21 protein-coding genes are annotated in these 16969 nt (G+C 68.8%); 7 read left to right on the top strand and 14 right to left on the bottom strand.

Annotated features, from left to right (window positions below):
* Window positions 1-10: 10 nt before the first annotated feature.
* Window positions 11-670: an aa3-type cytochrome oxidase subunit III gene (gene ctaE / locus NE236_RS11895; RefSeq protein ID WP_289850266.1), complete on the bottom strand. Its 660-nt coding sequence runs from the start codon at window positions 668-670 to the stop codon at window positions 11-13.
* A 164-nt stretch (window positions 671-834) separates the two neighbouring features.
* Here ctaE and NE236_RS11890 point away from each other — a divergent pair, with 164 nt between their 5' ends.
* Together NE236_RS11890 and trpD are read left to right on the top strand one after the other, a co-directional pair.
* Window positions 835-1272 carry a hypothetical protein gene (locus NE236_RS11890; protein WP_252841964.1) on the top strand — a complete coding sequence of 146 codons (438 nt, stop codon included), beginning with the start codon at window positions 835-837 and terminating at the stop codon, window positions 1270-1272.
* Window positions 1273-1317: 45 nt separating this feature from the next.
* Window positions 1318-2367, top strand: coding sequence for an anthranilate phosphoribosyltransferase (gene trpD, locus NE236_RS11885; RefSeq protein WP_252841963.1), 1050 nt, complete (start codon window positions 1318-1320; stop codon window positions 2365-2367).
* Window positions 2368-2522: 155 nt separating this feature from the next.
* Here the strand turns inward: trpD and NE236_RS11880 are convergent, their stop codons facing one another.
* Genes NE236_RS11880 through ctaC form a run of 3 tightly spaced genes read right to left on the bottom strand, consistent with a single transcriptional unit; the run spans window position 2523 to window position 5396 of the window.
* Window positions 2523-2918 carry a cytochrome c oxidase subunit 4 gene (locus NE236_RS11880; RefSeq protein WP_252841962.1) on the bottom strand — a complete coding sequence of 132 codons (396 nt, stop codon included), beginning with the start codon at window positions 2916-2918 and terminating at the stop codon, window positions 2523-2525.
* Window position 2919: 1 nt separating this feature from the next.
* Window positions 2920-4596, bottom strand: coding sequence for an aa3-type cytochrome oxidase subunit I (gene ctaD / locus NE236_RS11875; RefSeq protein WP_372494317.1), 1677 nt, complete (start codon window positions 4594-4596; stop codon window positions 2920-2922).
* Window positions 4593-5396 (bottom strand): aa3-type cytochrome oxidase subunit II, encoded by an 804-nt coding sequence (gene ctaC / locus NE236_RS11870; RefSeq protein WP_252841961.1) that lies wholly within the window; start codon window positions 5394-5396, stop codon window positions 4593-4595. The genes ctaD and ctaC overlap by 4 nt, the downstream gene beginning before the upstream one ends.
* A 153-nt stretch (window positions 5397-5549) precedes the next feature.
* Between ctaC and NE236_RS11865 the strand changes: the two genes are divergently transcribed.
* Both NE236_RS11865 and NE236_RS11860 read left to right on the top strand, forming a co-directional pair.
* Window positions 5550-6686 carry a cysteine desulfurase family protein gene (locus NE236_RS11865; RefSeq protein ID WP_252841960.1) on the top strand — a complete coding sequence of 379 codons (1137 nt, stop codon included), beginning with the start codon at window positions 5550-5552 and terminating at the stop codon, window positions 6684-6686.
* A 16-nt stretch (window positions 6687-6702) separates the two neighbouring features.
* Complete coding sequence (locus NE236_RS11860; protein ID WP_372494316.1) at window positions 6703-7002, top strand: sulfurtransferase TusA family protein; 300 nt, start codon at window positions 6703-6705, stop codon at window positions 7000-7002.
* 155 nt (window positions 7003-7157) lie between these two features.
* On the opposite strand, the gene NE236_RS11855 is transcribed toward NE236_RS11860, so the two are convergent.
* A complete protein-coding gene (locus NE236_RS11855; protein ID WP_252841959.1) occupies window positions 7158-8123 on the bottom strand; it encodes a carbohydrate kinase family protein in 966 nt (321 codons plus the stop codon).
* A gap of 183 nt (window positions 8124-8306) precedes the next feature.
* Window positions 8307-8660 carry a HesB/IscA family protein gene (locus NE236_RS11850; RefSeq protein ID WP_252841958.1) on the bottom strand — a complete coding sequence of 118 codons (354 nt, stop codon included), beginning with the start codon at window positions 8658-8660 and terminating at the stop codon, window positions 8307-8309.
* 196 nt (window positions 8661-8856) lie between these two features.
* On the opposite strand from NE236_RS11850, the gene nadA reads away from it, so the two are divergent.
* Entirely contained in the window at window positions 8857-10008 is a 1152-nt protein-coding gene (gene nadA, locus NE236_RS11845; protein ID WP_252841957.1) for a quinolinate synthase NadA, read from the top strand.
* A gap of 65 nt (window positions 10009-10073) precedes the next feature.
* Here the strand turns inward: nadA and NE236_RS11840 are convergent, their stop codons facing one another.
* From NE236_RS11840 to NE236_RS11805, 8 genes are all read right to left on the bottom strand, one after another.
* Window positions 10074-10649, bottom strand: coding sequence for a Fic/DOC family protein (locus NE236_RS11840; RefSeq protein ID WP_252841956.1), 576 nt, complete (start codon window positions 10647-10649; stop codon window positions 10074-10076).
* A complete protein-coding gene (locus NE236_RS11835) occupies window positions 10646-10984 on the bottom strand; it encodes an antitoxin VbhA family protein (protein ID WP_252841955.1) in 339 nt (112 codons plus the stop codon). Before NE236_RS11835 ends, NE236_RS11840 begins: the two co-directional genes overlap by 4 nt.
* A gap of 43 nt (window positions 10985-11027) precedes the next feature.
* The gene (locus NE236_RS11830; protein ID WP_252841954.1) at window positions 11028-11795 is read right to left on the bottom strand and encodes an ABC transporter permease; all 768 of its coding nucleotides are present in this window, start codon (window positions 11793-11795) and stop codon (window positions 11028-11030) included.
* Window positions 11792-12484, bottom strand: a complete 693-nt coding sequence (locus NE236_RS11825; RefSeq protein ID WP_252841953.1) for an ABC transporter ATP-binding protein — start codon at window positions 12482-12484, stop codon at window positions 11792-11794. The genes NE236_RS11830 and NE236_RS11825 overlap by 4 nt, the downstream gene beginning before the upstream one ends.
* Complete coding sequence (gene pspAB, locus NE236_RS11820; RefSeq protein ID WP_252841952.1) at window positions 12463-13032, bottom strand: PspA-associated protein PspAB; 570 nt, start codon at window positions 13030-13032, stop codon at window positions 12463-12465. The genes NE236_RS11825 and pspAB overlap by 22 nt, the downstream gene beginning before the upstream one ends.
* Before the next feature lie 36 nt (window positions 13033-13068).
* Entirely contained in the window at window positions 13069-13995 is a 927-nt protein-coding gene (gene htpX, locus NE236_RS11815) for a zinc metalloprotease HtpX (RefSeq protein ID WP_252842192.1), read from the bottom strand.
* A 125-nt stretch (window positions 13996-14120) separates the two neighbouring features.
* Entirely contained in the window at window positions 14121-14399 is a 279-nt protein-coding gene (pspAA, locus tag NE236_RS11810) for a PspA-associated protein PspAA (RefSeq protein WP_252841951.1), read from the bottom strand.
* Entirely contained in the window at window positions 14396-15208 is an 813-nt protein-coding gene (locus NE236_RS11805; protein WP_252841950.1) for a PspA/IM30 family protein, read from the bottom strand. The genes pspAA and NE236_RS11805 overlap by 4 nt, the downstream gene beginning before the upstream one ends.
* Before the next feature lie 121 nt (window positions 15209-15329).
* Between NE236_RS11805 and NE236_RS11800 the strand changes: the two genes are divergently transcribed.
* Both NE236_RS11800 and NE236_RS11795 read left to right on the top strand, forming a co-directional pair.
* On the top strand, window positions 15330-15917 hold the full coding sequence (locus NE236_RS11800; protein WP_252841949.1) for a DUF3043 domain-containing protein: 588 nt from the start codon (window positions 15330-15332) through the stop codon (window positions 15915-15917).
* A 23-nt stretch (window positions 15918-15940) separates the two neighbouring features.
* Window positions 15941-16939: an aldo/keto reductase family protein gene (locus NE236_RS11795; RefSeq protein WP_252841948.1), complete on the top strand. Its 999-nt coding sequence runs from the start codon at window positions 15941-15943 to the stop codon at window positions 16937-16939.
* Window positions 16940-16969: the final 30 nt, after the last annotated feature.

Below are 16969 nucleotides of genomic sequence, written 5' to 3'. Positions count from 1 at the left end.
TCGTTCTGGGTCAGGTGAAGATCTTGTCGATCCCGTAGATGGTGAAGAACAGCCCCACCCAGACCGCATCGACAAAGTGCCAGTAGTAGGACACGACGATGGCGCTCGTCGCCTGCTCATGAGTCCAGCGCTTCGCGGCGTACGTGCGTCCAAGCATGAAGATGAACGCGATCAGTCCACCGGTCACATGCAGGCCGTGAAAGCCCGTGGTCAGGTAGAAGACCGAGCCGTACGCGCTGCTGGAGATCGTCGTGCCTTCTTCGATGAGGGTGCGGTACTCATTCAACTGACCGGCGACGAAGACCGCGCCCATCAGGAAGGACAGGACGTACCACTCGCGCAGGCCCCACCGCTTGAGGTTGAAGAGCGTCCCCAGGCGCCTGACCTGCCCGCGCTCCGCGGCGAACACGCCCATCTGGCAGGTCACACTGGACATCAGCAGGATGAAGGTGTTGGCCGAGGCGTACGGGATGTCCAAGTGGGCGGCCGGCCACGGGCCGCCGTCCCCCTTGGTCACCGACCGGATCGTGAAGTACATCGCGAACAGCGCCGCGAAGAACATGAGCTCAGACGACAGCCACACGATCGTGCCCACGCTTACGAGGTTGGGCCGGTTGGCGTGGGACCGGGGTGCCGTTTCTGTCGCGGTTGCTGTTGCCACGGGCAGCATTATTGCGGCACCTGTCTCCGCTTCGTGCAGGACCCCCCTGTGGAGGCGATTCGCCACCCCATGAGCACGTCCCGGCACGTCCGAGGCGGGCGGCCCGACCCGCGGCGTCATCTCCCGGTAGCATCGGCTCGTATCCCGCGACCACGTCACCCATGGATGAGCCGATGAGCACCGAAGAGACCATGAAGGTCCTCGTATACAGCGACGACGCGAACACCCGCAACGAGGTGAAGCTCGCGATCGGCCGCCGTCCCGCGCCCGGCCTGCCAAGGGTCGAGTTCGTCGAGGTCGCAACGGAGCCCGCGGTGTTCGTTCACCTGGACCGCGGCGACATCGACGTCGTCATCCTCGACGGCGAGGCGCAGCCCGCCGGCGGCATGGGCATCGCCCGGCAGGCCAAGGACGAGATCTACCACTGCCCGCCGATCATGGTCATCATCGCCCGCCGCGACGACGGCTGGCTCGCGACCTGGTCTCGCGCCGACGCCGTCGCCAGCCAGCCGATCGACCCGGTCGCGCTGGCCCAGGGCGTCGCCGACCTGATGCGCCGCCGCCTCGAGGGCCACGTCGGCGACTCCGACCCCCGCCTGTCCCTCCAGTAACCGTCCGCTCCCGCGGACGCCGGCCGCATCACCGAAGAGGCACCCATGGACCCGCGCACGACGTGGCCCGCGCTCCTCAACGCGCTGCTCGACGGCGAATCGCTGTCGGCCGACGAGACCGCCTGGGCGATGAACGAGATCATGTCGGGCCAGGCGACCGACGTGCAGATCGCCGGTTTCGCCGTCGCGCTACGGGCGAAGGGCGAGACCGTCGCCGAGGTCGCCGGGCTCGCCGAGGGCATGCTCGCCCACGCCAGGCCCATCACCGTGCCGGGACCGGCAGTCGACCTCGTCGGCACGGGCGGTGACCGCGCGCACACCGTCAACGTGTCCACGATGGGCGCGATCGTCGCCGCGGCAGCGGGCGCGCGCATGGTCAAGCACGGCAACCGCGCCGCGTCGTCGTCCTGCGGCGCCGCCGACCTGCTCGAGGAGCTCGGCGTCGTCATCGACCTGCCCCCCGAGGCCACGGCGCGGGTCGCCGACGAGGTCGGCATCACGTTCTGCTTCGCGCCGCTCTACCACTCCGCGCTGAAGTACGCCGCGAAGACCCGCAGCGAGCTGCGGGTGCCGACGGTCTTCAACTTCCTCGGCCCGCTCACCAACCCCGCCCGGCCCTCCGCGCAGGCGGTCGGGGTCTTCCATCCCCGCATGGCCGGGATCATCGCCGGAGTGTTCGCCGAGCGCGGCTGCTCGTCGCTGGTGTTCCGCGGCGACGACGGGCTCGACGAGCTGACGACCACCTCCACCTCGATCATCTGGGTGGTCCGCGACGGCACCGCCACCGAGACCGTCTTCGACCCCGCGGACCTGGGCATCCCCCGGGCCACCCCGGACGACCTGCGCGGCGCCGACGCCGCCCACAACGCCCGGGTGGCCCGCGCGGTGCTGGCCGGCGAGCACGGGCCGGTGCGCGACATCGTCGCTCTCAACGCCGCTGCCGCGCTCGTCGCGGCGGAGGGCACCCCACCGGCGGACGCGCTGACCGAGGCGCTCGCGGAGGCCTACGCCCGCGCGTTGCGGGCCATCGACTCCGGTGAGGCCACCGCCCTGCTGGGCCGCTGGATCGCCGCCACGCGCCGCCACGCGGCCTGAGGCGGCCTCCCCCGAACGAGCCCGAAGGCCGCCTCCCCGTACACCCCGAAGGCCGCGCCGCCGCGTACGAGCCCTAAGGCCGCCTTCCCCGAACGAGCCGAAGGCCGGCACCGCTGAGGCGGTGCCGGCCTTTCTGCCGTGCGTGGCGGGTCTTCTCAGTGGGAGAAGTGGCCCCGGTAGTACTCGAAGACGAACCCGATCGCGGCGAGGACCACCGCGAAGATCCCGATCAGCAGCAGCCACCAGCCGAACACGGCGCCGAGGGCGGCCGTGGCGGCGGCGAGCGCCGTGAACAGCGGCCACCAGCTGTGCGGGCTGAAGAAGCCGAGCTCGCCCGCGCCCTCGGCGATGTCGGCCTCCTTGTCGTCCTCCGGCCGCGGGTCGATCCGCCGCCCGGTGAACAACAGGTAGAAGCCGGTCAGGCCCGCCAGGCCGATGGTCAGCGCCAGGGCCGTCGTACCGGTCGGGTCGTGCGACCACAGCCAGTAGATGACGTCCATGACCGCGAAGAACAGGGCGCAGAAGACGAACAGGTAACCCTCGATCTTCATGTCAGTCCTCCGTCCCTGCGCCGGCCGTCACGGCGGGCTTGTCGGTGTGCGGGTAGTGCAGGTCGAACGCCGGGCGCTCCGACCGGATCCGCGGAATCGAGGTGAAGTTGTGCCGCGGCGGCGGGCAGGACGTCGCCCACTCGAGGGAGTTGCCGAAGCCCCACGGGTCGTCGACGTCGACCCGCTTACCGCTCTTGGTCGTGATGAAGACGTTCCACAGGAACGGGATCATCGAGACGGCGAGGATGAACGCGCCGATCGTCGAGACGACGTTCAGCGAGGTGAACTGCTTGGCGTAGTCCGGGACACGCCGCTGCATGCCCTCCGCGCCCAGCCAGTGCTGGACCAGGAAGGTGGTGTGGAAGCCGATGAACAGCAGCCAGAAGTGGATCTTGCCCAGGGTCTCGTTGAGCATCTTCCCCGTCATCTTGGGCCACCAGAAGTAGAAGCCCGCGAACATCGCGAACACCACGGTGCCGAACAGCACGTAGTGGAAGTGCGCGACGACGAAGTAGGAGTCGTTGAGCTGGAAGTCCAGCGGCGGCGAGGCCAGGATGATGCCGGTCAGGCCACCGAACAGGAACGTCACCAGGAAGCCGAGGGACCAGAGCATCGGCGTCTCGAACGTCAGGTGCCCGCGCCAGATCGTGCCGACCCAGTTGAAGAACTTCACGCCGGTCGGGACCGCGATCAGGAAGGTCATGAACGAGAAGAACGGCAGCAGCACCTGCCCGGTGGGGAACATGTGGTGCGCCCACACCGTCACCGACAGGCCGGCGATCGCGATGGTCGCGCCGACCAGGCCGACGTATCCGAAGACGGGCTTACGGCTGAAGACCGGCAGGATCTCGGTGATGATGCCGAAGAACGGCAGCGCGACGATGTAGACCTCTGGATGGCCGAAGAACCAGAACAGGTGCTGCCAGAGCAGCGCACCGCCGGTGGCCGGGTCGAAGACGTGCGCGCCGAGCTTACGGTCGGCCTCCAGGGCCAGCAGCGCCGCGGCCAGCACCGGGAAGGCCATCAGCACGAGGACCGAGGTCAGCAGGATGTTCCACGTGAAGATCGGCATCCGGAACATCGTCATGCCCGGCGCCCGCATGCAGAAGATCGTCGTGATGAAGTTGACACCACCGAGGATCGTGCCGAGGCCGGACAGCGTCAGACCCATGATCCACATGTCGCCGCCGATCTCGGGCGACCGGATGATGTCCGAGAGCGGCGTGTAGGCGTACCAGCCGAAGCTGGCCGCGCCACCCGGGGTGAGGAACCCGCTGAGCACGATGAGGCTGCCGAACAGGAACAGGTAGAAGCTGAACATGTTCATGCGCGGGAACGCCACGTCCGGCGACCCGATCTGCAGCGGCATGATCACGTTGCCGAAGCCGACGAACAGCGGTGTCGCGAACATGAGCAGCATGATCGTGCCGTGCATGGTGAACAGCTGGTTGAACTGCTCGTTGCTCACGAACTGCAGCCCCGGCTTGGCCAGCTCGGTGCGCATGAGAAGCGCCATGATGCCGCCGACGCCGAAGAACACGAACGAAGTGATCAGGTACATGTACCCGATCACCTTGTGGTCCGTGGACGACAGCCACGACACGAGGACGCGGCCCTTGCTCGGCCGCGGCTGGAAGGCCGGGGCGGAGGGGGTGGAATGAGTGATGGTGGTGGTCACTGAGCGCTCCCGCTCGCCTGGTGGCTGGAGATGAACTGCTGGAACTCCTGCGGCGAGACGATCTTCACCTGGAAGAGCATCCGGCTGTGGTCGACGCCACAGAACTCCGCGCAGCGCCCCTCGAACGTTCCCGTCTTGGTCGGCGTGACCTCGAAGTCCTCACCGGACTTGGCCCCGGGGAGGATGTCCCGCTTGAAGATGAACGAGGGTACCCAGAAGGAGTGGACGACATCGGTCGAGACAAGGTGGAAACGAACCCGCTGGCCGACCGGGATGACAAGAACGGGCTTGTCGTTGGCGTCGGGGGCCGTGGGCTGACCGACGATCGGCTTGGTGTGGTACTGCGGGTAGTCGAACTGCCAGCTCCACTGGAAGGCGGTCACCTTCACGAGGGTGACCTGCCCGGTCTGGGTGCTGCTGCTGACCTTGTTGAGATACGTCTCGTCGCGCGCGGTGAAGTAGAACAGCACCGCGATGATGATGAACGGCACGACGGTGTAGAGCATCTCGATCGGCAGGTTGTACCTCACCTGCGGCGGCAGCTGGTCAGACCGCTTGCGGTGGAAGAGCACCGCCCAGATGATCAGCCCCCACACGAGCGCACCCACGGCGAACGCCGCTATCCAGGACCCCTGCCACAGGGTCACGACGCGCTTGGCCTGCTCGGTGACCGGCGTCGGCAGGCCGAGACGCTTGCCTTCGCCGGAGCACGCCGTCGTGGCCAGCGCCAGCATCGAGAGCGCCGCGGCGCTCTGCAGCATGCGTCGGCGCGGGCTCGGCGCTCCAATGCGCGCGGGCATGTGCCGCTTCCTACGGCGGGTCGGACTCACGGATTGCCTTCCCACGATGAAGCCCGTTTCTGCGGGCGATCAGTTCGATGTTCACGCTTGTCGACCAAACATTAGCGTGAGGGTCGCGGACACCCATGTGGGGCCCCCATTAGTGTCTTGTCCGTGGCCTACTTCGATGCGGCGTCCACCGAACCTCTGCATCCGGCGGCCCGGGATGCCCTGGTAGCCGCCCTGGACGGCGGCTGGGCCGACCCGCAGCGGCTCTACGGCACCGCCCGGCGCGCCCGGCTGCTGCTCGATCAGGCCAGGGCCAGAACGGCCGTCGCGTTCGGCGTACGCCCCGACGAAACGTTCTTCACCTCCTCCGGCACCCAGGCGGTGCATCTGGCGATGCTGGGCGCGCTGTCGGCCCGCCGCCGGACCGGTCGCCACCTCGTCGTCAGTGCCGTCGAGCACTCCAGCGTCCTGCACACCGCGGCCCTGCACGAGCGGGACGGCGGGAAGGTCACGACGGTCGGCGTGGACCGTACGGGGCGGGTCGACCCGGAGGAGTTCGCGGCCGCGCTGCGCCCCGACACGGCGCTGGCCTGCCTGCAGTCCGCCAACCACGAGGTCGGCACGCTCCAGCCCGTCACGGAGGTGGCCGAGGCGTGCCGGGCGGCGCGCGTCCCGCTGTTCGTGGACGCCGCGCAGTCCGCCGGCCGGGTCGAACTGCCGGGCGGCTGGTCACTGCTGGCCGCCAGCGCCCACAAGTGGGGCGGCCCCCCGGGCGTCGGCGTGCTCATCGTCCGCAAGAACACCCGGTGGAGATCACCGCTGCCCGAGGACGAACGCGAGGGCCGCCGGGTCCCCGGATTCGAGAACGTCCCGGGAGCCATGGCCGCTGCCGCGGCCCTGGAGGCGTACACCGCCGAGATGCACCGCGACGGGCCACGGCTGTCCGCGCTCGTCGACCAGATCCGCGAACGCGTCCCGCACCTGGTCGAGGACGTCGAGGTCATCGGCGACCCGGTACGCCGCCTGCCGCACCTGGTGACCTTCTCCTGTCTGTACGTCGAGGGCGAGGCGCTCCTCACCGAACTCGACCGGCTCGGTTTCGCCGTTTCTTCCGGGAGCTCCTGTACGGCCGATACGCTGCGTCCCAGCCACGTTCTGGAGGCAATGGGAGTGATTACCCATGGAAACGTGCGGGTATCGCTCCCTCGCGGAACCAGCGCGACCGACGTCGATCGCTTCCTCGCGGTTCTTCCCGGAGCCGTGGCCCGTCTCCGCCGTACGGCGGGGATGACAAGTCAGTGAGCAAGGAGATCATGCGATGGGGCTGAGGCGCCGCCGGGCCGAGCGGGAGACGCCCCGGGAGGCGACCCCCCCGGCGTATCACGGACCCGTCCCGATCCTGACCATCGACGCGCTGGGCCGCAAGTGCCCGATTCCCATCATCATGCTGGCCGAGCGCATCGGCGAGGTGCCCGTCGGCCAGATCATCGCGGTGCAGGCCGACGACGTCGCCGCACGCACCGACGTGCCCGCGTGGTGCCGGATGAAGTCACAGGACTTCGTCGCGGAGGAGACCCTCCCCCGCGGCTGGGCCTTCCACGTGCGCCGCACCTATTGAATGGCGCTCGCTTTGAATAGAGCTCGCTGACGCGAGCGCGGGAGCCCAACGTACTCAGACTCCCTGCGCTCCTCAGCTCAGACGGCGTGCGCCTGCGAACGCCGGGTGCGCTCGCTCCGATGGGGTCGTGAGTGGAGCGAGCGCGGAGACGCGGGTCAGAGGTGCTGAGCGATCTCGTCGGCGGCCTCCCTGCCGTACGCGTCGACGAACCGTTCGACGAAGCGCTCGCCGTGGAGGGTGTACTCCTGGGGGCCGGCGACCTCCAGAGCGTGCGCGGCGAGGAGATTCCCGCTCTGCGCGGCGCGTTCGAGGGACAGGCCCCAGGACAGCGCCGTGAGGAACCCGGCGCGGAACGCGTCACCGACACCCGTCGGCTCGGCCTTGTTGACCTCGGGGGCCGCGTCGACGTGCAGGCTGGGCTCACCGGCACGGTCGATGCGGACGCCCTTCGGGCCCAGCGTGGTCACGCGGACGCCGACGCGGGACAGGATCTCCTCGCTCGACCAGCCGGTCTTCTGCTCGCACAGCGACTTCTCGTACTCGTTGGTGAACAGGTACGCGGCGCCGTCGATGAGCTCGCGGACGTCGTCCATCCGGGCGAGCTGCTGGGAGGGGTCGGCCGCGAAGGGAATGCCACGGGACCGGCACTCCTCCGTGTGACGGAGCATCGCCTCGGGGTCGTCGGCGCCGATCAGGACGAGATCTAGGCCGTCCACGCGCTCGGCGATCGGCTGCAGTTCGATCTGCCGCGCCTCGCTCATCGCCCCGGTGTAGAAGGAGGCGATCTGGTTGTGGTCCTGGTCGGTCGTGCACAGGAACCGGGCGGTGTGGTGGAGGTCCGAGACGTGCACCGAGGACGTGTCGACGCCGTGCCGCTCCAGCCAGGACCGGTAGTCGGCGAAGTCGTCGCCGACCGCGCCGACGAGGATCGGGCGCTGACCGAGCAGGCCCATGCCGAAGCAGATGTTGGCCGCCACGCCGCCGCGCCGGATCTCGAGCTCGTCCACGAGGAAGGACAGGGACACGGTGTGCAGCTGGTCGGGAATGAGCTGGTCCGCGAACCGGCCCGGGAAGCTCATCAGATGGTCGGTTGCGATGGAGCCGGCAACAGCGATGCGCACGACGTCGATCTCCTCGTCGGTTCGGCGGCCCCGTCATTGCCGCGAGGCCGTCTCGAATGGCGGTCCAAACCCGGCAAGGGTACTGCCTCACCGGCGCTGAACATGCGAGATGCCCGTGCCCGGAGGACCCGGTCACGGGCATCGTCGCGCTGTGCGCAGAAGACTCAGCTGTGCGCAGAAGACTCAGTGGAACGAGTCGCCGCAGGCGCAGGAGCCGCCGGCGTTCGGGTTGTCGATCGTGAAGCCCTGCTTCTCGATGGTGTCGACGAAGTCGATCGTGGCGCCCGCGAGGTAGGGGACGCTCATCCGGTCGACCCGGACGCTGAGGCCGTTGAAGTCCTGGACGAGGTCACCGTCCACGTCGCGGTCGTCGAAGTAGAGCTGGTAGATCAGGCCCGAGCACCCACCCGGCTGAACCTGCACGCGCAGCGCAAGGCCTTCCTCGCCCTGCTGCTCGAGCAGGCTCTTGGCCTTCGCCGCCGCGTCGTCGGTGAGGACCACGCCCTGCTCCGTGCTGGTCTCGGCTGGAACCGTCATGTGCTGACTCCCGATTGGCTCGGTCGCCTTGCGGCGGCCGTCGTGTTGTCGCTTGCCTCTTCGCACAACGTACCCGCTGCCGGGGGGCATTCCCCAACAGGCGGGTTCTTTCACGGCCGCCCCGGGCGGGTTGACCGCCGCCGCGTACGATGACGTATCGTCAATACGACGATAAGTCTGCCAAGGGAGCCTCCCAGTGACCATCGACATCGGCAGTCCCCTGCTGCTCCTCGGCCGCGGAGCCGACCCGGCGAGCGAACGCGGCGTCGCCTGCCCCGGCGATCTGCCCCCCGCGTCCGACCCGGCCCTGGTGGAGCGGGCGCACGCCGCCAAGGCTGCCCTGGGCGACCGCCTGTTCGTGCTCGGCCACCACTACCAACGCGACGAGGTCATCCAGTTCGCGGACGTCACGGGCGACTCCTTCAAGCTCGCGCAGGAGGCCGCGGCCCGGCCGCAGGCGCCGTACATCGTCTTCTGCGGCGTGCACTTCATGGCCGAGTCGGCCGACATCCTGACCGGCGCCGACCAGCGGGTCGTCCTCCCGGACCTGGCGGCCGGCTGCTCGATGGCCGACATGGCGACCTACGAGCAGGTCGAGGAGTGCTGGGAGGCCCTGGAGGACGCGGGCATCGCCGACGACGTCGTGCCGATCACGTACATGAACTCCTCGGCCGACATCAAGGCGTTCGTCGGCCGGCATGGCGGCACGGTCTGCACGTCGTCCAATGCCCGCCGCGCTCTCGAATGGGCGTTCTCCAAGGGGTCGAAGGTCCTGTTCCTGCCCGACCAGCACCTGGGCCGCAACACCGCCGTGCTGGAGATGGGGCTGTCCCTGGACGACTGCGTCGTCTACAACCCGCACCGGCCGGACGGCGGGCTCGGCAGGGACGAACTGCGCGACGCCACGATGATCCTCTGGCGCGGGCACTGCTCGGTGCACGGACGGTTCAGCAAGGAGTCCGTCGACGACGTACGGGCGCGGATCCCCGGCGTCAACGTGCTCGTGCACCCCGAATGCCGCCACGAGGTGGTGATGGAGGCCGACCACATCGGGTCGACGGAGTACATCATCCGCATGCTCGACGAGGCGCCCGCCGGGTCGGCGTGGGCCGTCGGCACGGAACTGAACCTCGTCAAGCGCCTCGCCGACCGCCACCTCGACAAGACGGTCGTCTTCCTCGACAAGGCGGTCTGCTTCTGCTCGACGATGAACCGCATCGACCTGCCGCACCTGGTCTGGTCGCTGGAGTCCCTGGTCCGGGGCAAGGTCGTCAACCAGATCACGGTGGACGAGGAGACGGCGTACTACGCCCGCGCCGCCCTCGACCAGATGCTCGCCCTCCCCTGAACACCGGCCGGGTCCGGGCCTTGATCCCTGGCGGTCGCTGCGCTGCTGACCGCCAGGGAACTTGATCAGACGGGCTCGACGAGCTCGTCCAACATGCTGCGCATCGGCTCCGGATCACCGCGCATGATCGCGATGGACGCTTCTATATTCCTATCGGCGTCGAGTCTCCGCCAATTGACAATGAACCCGGCATCTCGCGCAAGTTGCCCGAAGAAAGCACGCTGCGTACGACCGTTGCCTTCACGGAAGGGATGGATCGCGTTGATCTCTCCCAAATAGAAGGCCAACCTGCCGGCGAACTCACTTCGGCGAAGCCCCCTCAGGTATCCCTCCCGGGCCAGGCCAAAAAAGATCTCGTCCGAAGCCGACTGAATGAACTGAGGCAGACAGAAGGGGTGGCCTTTGGCGATCAGGACGGTTCTTAACTCACCGGCCCAGGGATATAGGTCACCGAAGATCGTCTTGTGGAACGACCGCAAGTGGGCAAGATCGTATTTCCCGGGCAGCGACCGTGCCTCGAGCCGCGCCAGCATCAAGTAGGTGAGGTCCGCTTCGGCCCTCGACAACTCGTCCGGGTCACTGATGCCCAGTTTGTTGAGCAGAACGCCAGTCGAGGGATCTGTATATGGATCGTTACTCACAGACGCCGATAATGCCGCAGGGTCTCCTCGTACATATCCGTTTCGCTGATCTCACCCCTGGCCCATCGTTCCGCCCTCGTGATCGCTTCAGCCGAAGGCTCGAGGCCTTCCGCTCGAACCGATCCCTCCGCCATGTCGATGGCATGACGACGTCGTTTGTACTCCGCGAACTCTTCGTATGCGGCATAGGGCAGCAGAACCGCTTCGGGCTTGCGCTGCGACCCGAAGATGACCGGCTCAGCGGATGCGCCCTCACGCCGGAACCGCGCGACGGTCTCCGAGAGCCGTCGGCGCACCTCGGACAGCGGGTGGACTGAGAGCACGAAGGACGTCATGCCTCTAAGGATACTTGGTATGTGTACAACTTCCTGTGCGCAACTAGGTGCGGAGGCGGTGGGCGTCGTCGAAGAGGGCGGCCTCGGCGAAGCGGGTTGTGACGTACGCGCTGACGGCGGCCGCCGCGAGCATCATGTACATCACGACGATCTGGTAGCGGATCGCGGTCAGCGGCTCGACGCCGCCGAGGATCAGGCCGGTCATCGCGCCCGGCAGCGTGATCAGCCCGACGACCTTGGTGGAATCGATGACGGGCAGGAGAGCGGTGTGCAGCGCGTCGCGCGTGTGGGGGGCGAACGCCTCGCGCGCGGTCAGGCCGAGCGACAGGCGGGCCTCGATCGCCGGGCGGCCGCTGGTGACCGCGTCCCGTACGCGGCGCAGGGCCAGACCGGCGGCCTGCATCGAACCTCCGATGATCATCCCTGCCACGGGGACGACGACGCGCGCCTGCGCGGGGATGACGTCGAGCACGACCAGGGCGAGCAGGGTCGCGCCGCCGCCCGTGGCGAGTCCGGCGGTGGCGGCCACCCGCGACCGGGGGACTCCGGAGCCGCGCCGGCCAGCGACCTGGCCGGCGATCACCACCATCACCGCGGCCCAGGCGAACGCGCCCGGCAGCCCCGCGTATCGAAAGATCGCGAGCAGCAGTGCGCCGACGGCGATCAGCTGCACCCCCGCCCGGACGACGGCGACGAGGAGTTCGCGGGTGATCCGGAGCCGCGCCCGCGCCACGATCGCCAGCGCGATGGCGACCAGCGCGAGCGAGGCCACGACACCCGGCCACGACGGGACGTGCACCTCATGGCTCACGGCGACGCCACGGCCCGCAGGTAGTCGACGTCCTCGGGAGGGCCCTGCTCCGCCAGCCGGCCGTCGCGCAGGACGAGCACGTCGTCGGCGAGCCGCCGTGCCTGACCCGTGTCGTGGCTGACCAGGACGGCGGTGCCCCCGGCCGCGCGCAGATCGTTGACGACGCCTTCGATCGCCTCGGCGCTGGCCCGGTCGAGGGCGGAGGTGGGCTCGTCGAGCAGGAGGACCTCCGGGCGGAGGGCCAGTGTGCGGGCCAGGCATACCCGCTGGGCCTCTCCCCCGGACAGGCCGGCGGTCGGTCGCTCGGCGAAGGCGGGCGGCAGGCCCGTCTCGGCGAGGAGGGAGCGTGCCTCCTCCTCCGTCAGGTCGGGGCGGCCGACCCGCAGGTCGTCCAGGACCGCGTCGGTCAGCAGGGTCGGCTGCTGGGCGACGAGCCCGACGCGACGGCGCAGCGCGAGCACGTCCAGCGCGGCCAGCGGCGTGCCGTCGAGGAGGACGCGGCCGGTCGTCGGGTCCAGCATCCGGTTGAGCAGCCGCAGGAGCGTCGACTTGCCGGCGCCGCTGGGTCCGGCGATCACCGTGCAGCGTCCGGACCGGATGGTCGCGGTGATGTCCTCGAGGATGACGGTGTCGCCGCGGCGCACGCCGGCGGCCTCCAGGACGAAGGTCACAGCCCGGGTGCGCCCCATACCGGGAACCACCGGCTCAGGTCGTCCTCGACCGGCAGGTCCGCGCCGACCGCGCCGCGTACCTGGAGCTCGAGGGCGTTGTCCCGCGTCTCGCCCGGCAGCGGGGCGAAGGGGTAGAAGGTGCCGCGCTTGTAGAGGTAGACGAGGCCGAAGCGCTTGGCGTCCGGCCCGGTGAAGGCCACCACCGAGCACAGCAGTTGCGGGCCGAAGCCGCCGGACTCGAGCGCGGCGTTGACCGCGTGGATGTTGGTGACGAGCCCTCCGATGTCGGTGGGATCGTGCCGGGTGACCAGCCAGGTGTAGCCGTAGGTGTCGGTGCTCAGCTCGACCTTGGGCCCGTCGCCGGCGTCCAGGAGTTCGCGCACGTCCTTCTCGATCTGCGCGAACGCGGCGCCCTCGGCGGCGCGGAAGCAGACCGCGCCGACGCCCGTGGGCGTCAGCCCGGCCGCGGCCTCCAGGGTCAGGGCCGCAGTCGGCAGCGCGAACAGCCGGTCGAGGTCGGGTTTCTTCGGCTTGGAACGGCCCAGCAGCGTGTCGAGGAACCCCATCAAGACTCCTGGTCCGATAGCAGCGCGCCGCCCACGTCAGACTCCCTGGCCGAGCTGGGCGGAGATCTTGGCGAGCTGCGCCAGCCGCTGGTCCAGCGACGGGTGGGTGGAGAAGAGCGTCGAGATGCTGAACCCCTTGGTGAAGGCCGGCGCGAAGTAGAAGGCGTTGAACGGCTCGGCGGCGCGCAGGTCCTTGGTCGGGATGCGGGACATCTCGCCGGTGACCTTGGTCAGCGCCGCCGCGAGGGCGGACGGCCGCCCGGTGAGCAGCGCCGCGGCGCGGTCCGCCGACAGTTCGCGGTAGCGCGACAGGGCGCGGGTCAGCAGGAAGCTGACGGCGTAGACGGCCGCGCTGACGCCGATCACGATCAGCAGCACCACCGCGGTGCTCTGGTCGTTGTTGTTGCGGTCGCGGTCGTTGAAGCCGCCCCACAGGCCCCATTCGAGGCCGAATCGGGTGAACAGGCCGGCCAGGATGCCGAGAAAGGACGCGATGGTCATGACCGCGACGTCGCGGTGGGCGACGTGGGACAGCTCGTGGGCCAGCACGGCCTCCAGCTCGACGACGTCGAGCCGCCGGAGCAGACCGGTGGTGACGCACACCACGGCGTTGCCCTGGTTGCGTCCGGTGGCGAACGCGTTGGGCACGTCGGTGTCCGCGATCGCCACCCTCGGCTTCGGCATATCGGACAGGGCGCAGATCCGGTCGATCACGCCGTGCAGCTCCGGGGCCTCCTCCGCCGACACGATGCGCCCGTGCATGGCGAAGAGGGCGAGCCGGTCGGAGAAGAAGTACTGGGCGAGGAGGAATGCCACGGCGATGACCAGGACGACCAGCCAGAGCTGTGGCACGTACACGAAGAAGAACCCGACGAAGGCGACGTACAGCAACCCCAGCAGGAACATCGTCAGCAGCATGCGCGATGTGAGCCCTCGGTCGGGTGCGAAGCGCGAGCGCTCCATCATTTCCCCTTCCTCCCGTCCGACGCTTCCACAGGTAGAACGTCCGGACCAGCCCGCTTTGTGCCAATACTGTCAGTCGAACATGGCTGTCAGTCGAACAAGACCGGTCGGTCGGACACGACGGGTCAGTCGGGGATGAGTCCTTCGTCGCCCAGCATCGCGCGGACCTCCTCCATGGTCGCGTCCGCGGGCGGCAGGATCAGGTCCGACGGCTCCAGCTCCTCCGGCGGAAGCGGCTTGCCGACGGTCCGCACCCGCTCCAGCAGTGCGTGCAGCGCACCGCGGAACCGCTCCTCGTCGCCGGACTCGATCGCCTTCTCGAGCTCGGCGTCGAGGTCGTTGAGGGCGGACAGGTCGCCGTCTGCGACGTCGAGCTGCCCCTCGCCCATCAGCCGGACGATCACTGCCCCTCCCCCGGCTGCGGCCGCTGGATCTGCGGCTGAGCCTGCTGCTGCGGCGTGGCGTGCTGCCCCTGCGCCTGGCCCGGGGCCGCGTCGAGCTGCTTCTGCGGGCCCATGCCGAGCTCCGCCTTCATCTGCTCGAGCTCGAGGTCGACGCCGCCGCCGGTGCTGCCCATACGGTCGAGCTCGGCCTGAAGGTCGTCGCGGGGACCGGAGTAGTCCTCCAGCGCGCCCGAGGCGAGGAGCTCGTCGATGGCGCCGGCGCGCGCCTTCATGTTCTCGGTCTTCTCCTCGGCGCGCTGGATCGCCAGGCCGACGTCGCCCATCTCCTCAGAGATGCCGGAGAACGCCTCATTGATCCTGGTCTGCGCCTCGGCCGCCGTGTAGGTGGCCTTGATCGTCTCCTTGCGCGTACGGAAGGAGTCGACCTTGGCCTGCAGCCGCTGAGAGGCGAGCGTCAGCTTCTCCTCCTCGCCCTGCAGCTGCTGATACTGGGCGCGCAGGTCGTTCAGCTGGCTCTCCAGCGCGGTACGCCGGCCCAGCGCCTCACGGGCCATGTCCTCACGGCCCGCCTGCAGGAACTGCTTGGCCTGGTCGGTGCGCTTGCGCTGCTCGCCCTCCAGCTGGTTGATCTGCAGCTCAAGACGTTTGCGGGACGTGGCGACGTCCGCGACGCCCCGGCGGACCTTCTGCAGCATCTCAAGCTGACGCTGATAGGAGTAGTCAAGGGTCTCGCGAGGATCTTCCATCTTGTCCAGCGCCTTGTTGGCCTTGGACTTGAAGATCATCGACATACGCTTCATCACGCTCATCGCGCGTGGCCGGTCCCTTCTGCTGATGCCTCACAACGCTGCTGGGGTTCGCTGACCACCCTACGCGTTAACGCTCAAGACAGTCATTATGTTCGCCGCGAGCGCCGGTAGGCTGATCTGCGTGTTCCGACGTCGTACCGATACCGCCACAGAGGAGCCCTCCGCCAACCCCGAGGTCGTCAAATCGGGAGGGAAGGGCCGCCCCACGCCCAAGCGCAGCGAGGCACAGAAGCGCAACCGCCAGCCGATCACCGCGCCGCGCACCCGCAAGGAGGCCTACCAGCACGCCCGCGGGCGGCAGGCCCGTGAGCGACAGAAGGCCAAGGAGGGCATGGCCCGCGGTGACGACCGCTACCTGCCCAAACGCGACCAGGGGCCGGCCCGCCGGCTCGCCCGCGACTTCGTCGACTCCCGGCGTACGTTCGGCGAGTACTTCATGTACCTCACCCTGCTGATCCTCCTGCTGGCGATGGTCACGCCGGTGACCATCAAGACGTACGTCTACCAGTTCGGCTGGCCGGTCATGCTCGTCCTGATCGTCGGCGAGTCGATCTACCTCGGCAGGCGCGTGAAGAAGCTCGCCCAGGAGCGCTTTCCGGAGGACAACGTCCGCGGCCTCGGCTTCTACACCGCGACCCGGTCGATGCAGATCCGCCGGTTCCGGATGCCGCAGCCCCGCCTGAAGCCGGGGCAGAAGGACCAGATCTGACCCGGCGTTCTAGGGTTTCGGATATGGAGTTCCGTCATTTGGGCCGCAGCGGCCTCATGGTCAGCGAAATCTCGTACGGCAACTGGATCACGCACGGCTCCCAGGTGGAGGAGGACGCCGCCAACGCGTGCGTCCACGCCGCCCTCGACGAGGGCGTCACCACCTTCGACACCGCGGACGTCTACGCCGGCACCCGCGCGGAGGAGGTCCTGGGCCGTGCCCTGAAGGGGCAGCGCCGGGAGTCCCTGGAGATCTTCACCAAGGTCTACTGGCCCACCGGCGCCGGCCCGAACGACCGCGGGCTGTCCCGCAAGCACATCTTCGAGTCGATCCACGGCTCGCTGCGGCGTCTGCAGACCGACTACGTCGACCTGTACCAGGCGCACCGGTTCGACCACGAGACTCCGCTCGAGGAGACCCTCAAGACCTTCGACGACCTCGTACGCCAGGGCAAGGTGCTCTACATCGGTGTGTCGGAGTGGCGCGCCGAGGAGATCGCGCGGGCGCTCAAGATCGCCGACGAGATGGGGCTCGACCGGATCATCTCCAACCAGCCGCAGTACAACATGCTCTGGCGGGTGATCGAGTCCGAGGTCGTACCACTGTCCGAGAAGGAGGGCGTCGGGCAGATCGTCTGGTCGCCGATCGCCCAGGGGGTGCTGACCGGTAAGTACCAGCCGGGCACCGCCCCGCCCGCGGGCTCACGCGCCACCGACGAGAGCGGTTCGGCGTTCATCCAGCGGTTCCTCAATGACGACGTGCTGACCCGTGTACAGCGGCTCACGCCGCTCGCGGAGGAGGCGGGCCTGTCGATGGCGCAGCTCGCCGTCGCCTGGGTCCTGCAGAACCCCAACGTCTCGTCCGCCATCATCGGCGCGTCCCGTCCGGAGCAGGTGCGGGACAACGTGAAGGCGGCCGGCGTCACGCTCGACGCCGAACTGCTGCAGCGCATCGACGACATCCTCGAGCCGGTCGTCGAACGCGACCCGGCCAAGACCGTCAGCCCGCCGCAGCGCCCGTAGGCGACCGCGCCTTCGCGTCCGGCCGAGGCC

Origin of the sequence: Actinoallomurus purpureus (genome assembly GCF_024055795.1) — a bacterium.
Classification (GTDB): domain Bacteria; phylum Actinomycetota; class Actinomycetes; order Streptosporangiales; family Streptosporangiaceae; genus Actinoallomurus; species Actinoallomurus purpureus.
The sequence above is the reverse complement of the archived record's forward strand: the minus strand, read 5'-3'. Positions and strand labels throughout refer to the sequence as shown.